At 53.8% G+C, this 2,822-nt stretch carries 2 protein-coding genes and 1 pseudogene; 1 reads left to right on the forward strand and 2 read right to left on the reverse strand.

Annotated features, from left to right (window positions below; all coding sequences use genetic code 11):
- Window positions 1-17 precede the first annotated feature (17 nt).
- On the reverse strand, window positions 18-728 hold the full coding sequence (locus ACMX3H_RS17985; RefSeq protein ID WP_415211773.1) for a hypothetical protein: 711 nt from the start codon (window positions 726-728) through the stop codon (window positions 18-20).
- A 15-nt stretch (window positions 729-743) separates the two neighbouring features.
- Window positions 744-1,499: pseudogene (locus ACMX3H_RS17990) on the reverse strand (MmgE/PrpD family protein); the annotation flags it as partial.
- Between the two features lie 478 nt (window positions 1,500-1,977).
- Between ACMX3H_RS17990 and ACMX3H_RS17995 the strand changes: the two are divergent.
- Complete coding sequence (locus ACMX3H_RS17995) at window positions 1,978-2,727, forward strand: tripartite tricarboxylate transporter substrate-binding protein (RefSeq protein WP_415211772.1); 750 nt, start codon at window positions 1,978-1,980, stop codon at window positions 2,725-2,727.
- Window positions 2,728-2,822: the final 95 nt, after the last annotated feature.

Below are 2,822 nucleotides of genomic sequence, written 5' to 3' on the forward strand. Positions count from 1 at the left end.
AGCACAGGAAAAATAGACTAAAACCGAGTCAGAAGATGAGCGAACACGTGATCGAATATCACTGGAATGGGTGATCGGAAAATATCGGAATAACTGATCGGATGTCGCCGGAACAGATGATCGGATACGTCGGAATCTGCAGCCAGCAGGGCGGTTAATGTACGCCGCGCGCCAGGATGCTCAAAATTGGCTGCGGTGTGGAATAGAAGTTCGCTGTTCTCAGATCCCAGGGCCGGCACCGTCAGGCGGGAGAACTTCTCATGTAATTCATCAAGGGAGAGGGGATTGAGCGCATGGCTACGAACCATTTTGGTTTCGCCCCGTAATTGCTCACCGTTGGTAAAGCTTATTTCGATGACCGACTCATGGGGCGCTTGCCCTTCCACCGCCTGCGCCACCACTTTTTCAAGTAAAGCCCGGGCCTGCGGATCCGTGGTCTTTCCGCCCGTGAAGTCTTGTTCCCCCAGCAGAAAACCGCAGAGCGCCAGGGCGATGCAGTGCTGGACACTGAATTTGGTTTCCAGCGGCGTGCGGGGGCGTGGGTTACCGGCGTTGATCATACACATGGGGTGAACGTAGGCTTGGACGTGGGCGATTTCGCGGCCGTTAAGCTCGGGAAATAATCCTTGGGCGGTTTCGATGGAAGCATGGGTGCCGCGGCAACTGGCATAACGTTTATAGCCGTTAAAGGACAATTCCCAGGTTTCGCCAAGGTCCAGAAGCGGCACGTCAACATCACCGGACTGAATAAAGGATTTCAGCCAGCCCGCCGGTTCATAAAAATGGGGGGCAGCAATAAAACCCGACTGCGCCAACTCGGCCGCCATAATTCCGTCCATAGCCGCTTTGCCGGCGTGGAAGGGCTTGCCGTGCGTCCCCGAGGACTTCATCAATCCTCCCATCATCGTTGCCTCTGCGCCGAGGGCATTCGCCGACGCGGCCTCATCGAGGCCGTTTAGTGAGGCGGCCACCGCGGTCGTGTCCGCCCGGCCGGCAATGGCGGTCAGGTGAAATTCCCTGCGCTGCAGGTTTCTGCCGATCCTCTGCGTTCCGCCGCCGCCCAGGCGCGCCATGATTTCATAACCGGTGATAAATGCGGCCAGCACCTGTTGCTCAGTCAGGTTTTGCGCCTGACCCAGCGCCAGCGCCGTCGATCAGCACGGGCCGCTGGGATGTCCTGCGCCGCCAGGGTGGGTATCATCAAAATCCGCCGCATGCGCCATGGTGCCATTTATCAGCGCCGCCAGCGCAGGCGTAGTCTGGCCGCCCAGGATAATCTGCGCGCGGCCGGCCGCTTGCCAACCTAACGCGACCTGGCGGACCGCGTTAACGACGGGATCGGTTACCGCCCCGATAGCCACCCCCAGGTAGTCAATCAAGGCGCGTTTCGCTTCCAGCACGACGCGATGGGGGAATACCAGGGTACGCGCCCGTTGAATAAAACGGACCAATTGACCCGTACGCGGATATATTTCAGATAGGGTTTGCCTATCGGCCATAGTTTTTCCTTTTATGCAGAAACCGGTGCAATATGCATTTTGCGAAGGCAAAATACACACTGTGTTCAATATAAAATATCGTGATATTGAATCTTAAAATTATGAAAATTAATTATGATATTTGAAGATAAGATAAGTTATTAAAGTACTAAGGGTGAGTTTAGTCATTTTAACAGACCGGAGGAAAGAGCGAGAAAAAGGCGGGTGAAATCTACTATATTGAATTTTATAGATATTATATCGTGAAGCCTCTATGCCGCGGTTGATGTAGAAGACGTAATAATGGCGGCGCCATTATCTTCTTCGCGTTAGATGATTATTTGCTTTTTGCATATTAACTTATCCATAAAATGAATTTCTTTTATCTTTTATCGAATGCTACTGTCGGCGTAATGAGGCTGGCAGAGAGAGGCGTGTGGCCGCTAACCTTGCTGAGCTTCTTAATGAATGGACCAAAGGGAATAAATAATGACGGCGAATGATTTATTGGGGCGGCGTATCGCGTGGCGTAGATTTTTACCGCTACTCTTCCTGTCGATTCATCCTCTGGCGGCGCATGCCGGGCAAAACGATGACTGGCGGCCTCAACAACCCGTTCAGGTGCTGGTGGGCGTCGGCCCGGGTGGGTCGATGGACCCGTACTGCCAGAATGGTGAACGATGGTCTGCAACACGCGGGATTGATTCCAGGCGGCGGCGAGGCGGTCAATCGCCCCGGTGGCGGCCATTCTGTGGCGTTGAACGCTTTGTTGAACCAGCCCGGCGACGCTGAGCGCATCCAGGTCGTAAACACCCCCTTCATCACCAACAAATTACTGGGGCGCATCCCTATCGATTACCGGCAATTTACTCCGCTGGCGCTGTTGTTCAGCGAGCGTTTCCTCTTTGCGGTACGTAGCGATTCCCCTATTAAGGATTGTAAGGATCTCATCGCCAAACTTCGGCAGGATCCCGCCAGCGTTTCGTTTTCGGTTTCCAGTGGCGTAGGTACCGTTAATTACGCCGCCGCGATGGAACTGGCTAAGGCTATCGGTGCCGATATCCATAAAATCAAAGCGGTCAGTTTTGGCTCGGCAGCGGAAGGGGTGACCGCCACGCTGGGCGGTCATATCGATGTGGTTATCACGACGCCCTCCAGTCTTGTTCCTTTATGTTCAGGCAGGACGCTTGCGGGCGCGGGCGTCAGCGTATGCCCAGCGCCGTCTGTTAATTCCCCATCAAGTTATTGAAGATGATGTCCATTATTTTTTTAATGGGCGCAATTCATGAAACAAACCCCACCAAAACCCTCAAGACGTCGTCCCAATTTCCCGCTGGACTTTAA

Origin of the sequence: Sodalis sp. (in: enterobacteria) (assembly GCF_047607725.1) — a bacterium.
Lineage (GTDB): Bacteria > Pseudomonadota > Gammaproteobacteria > Enterobacterales > Enterobacteriaceae > JBLKSS01.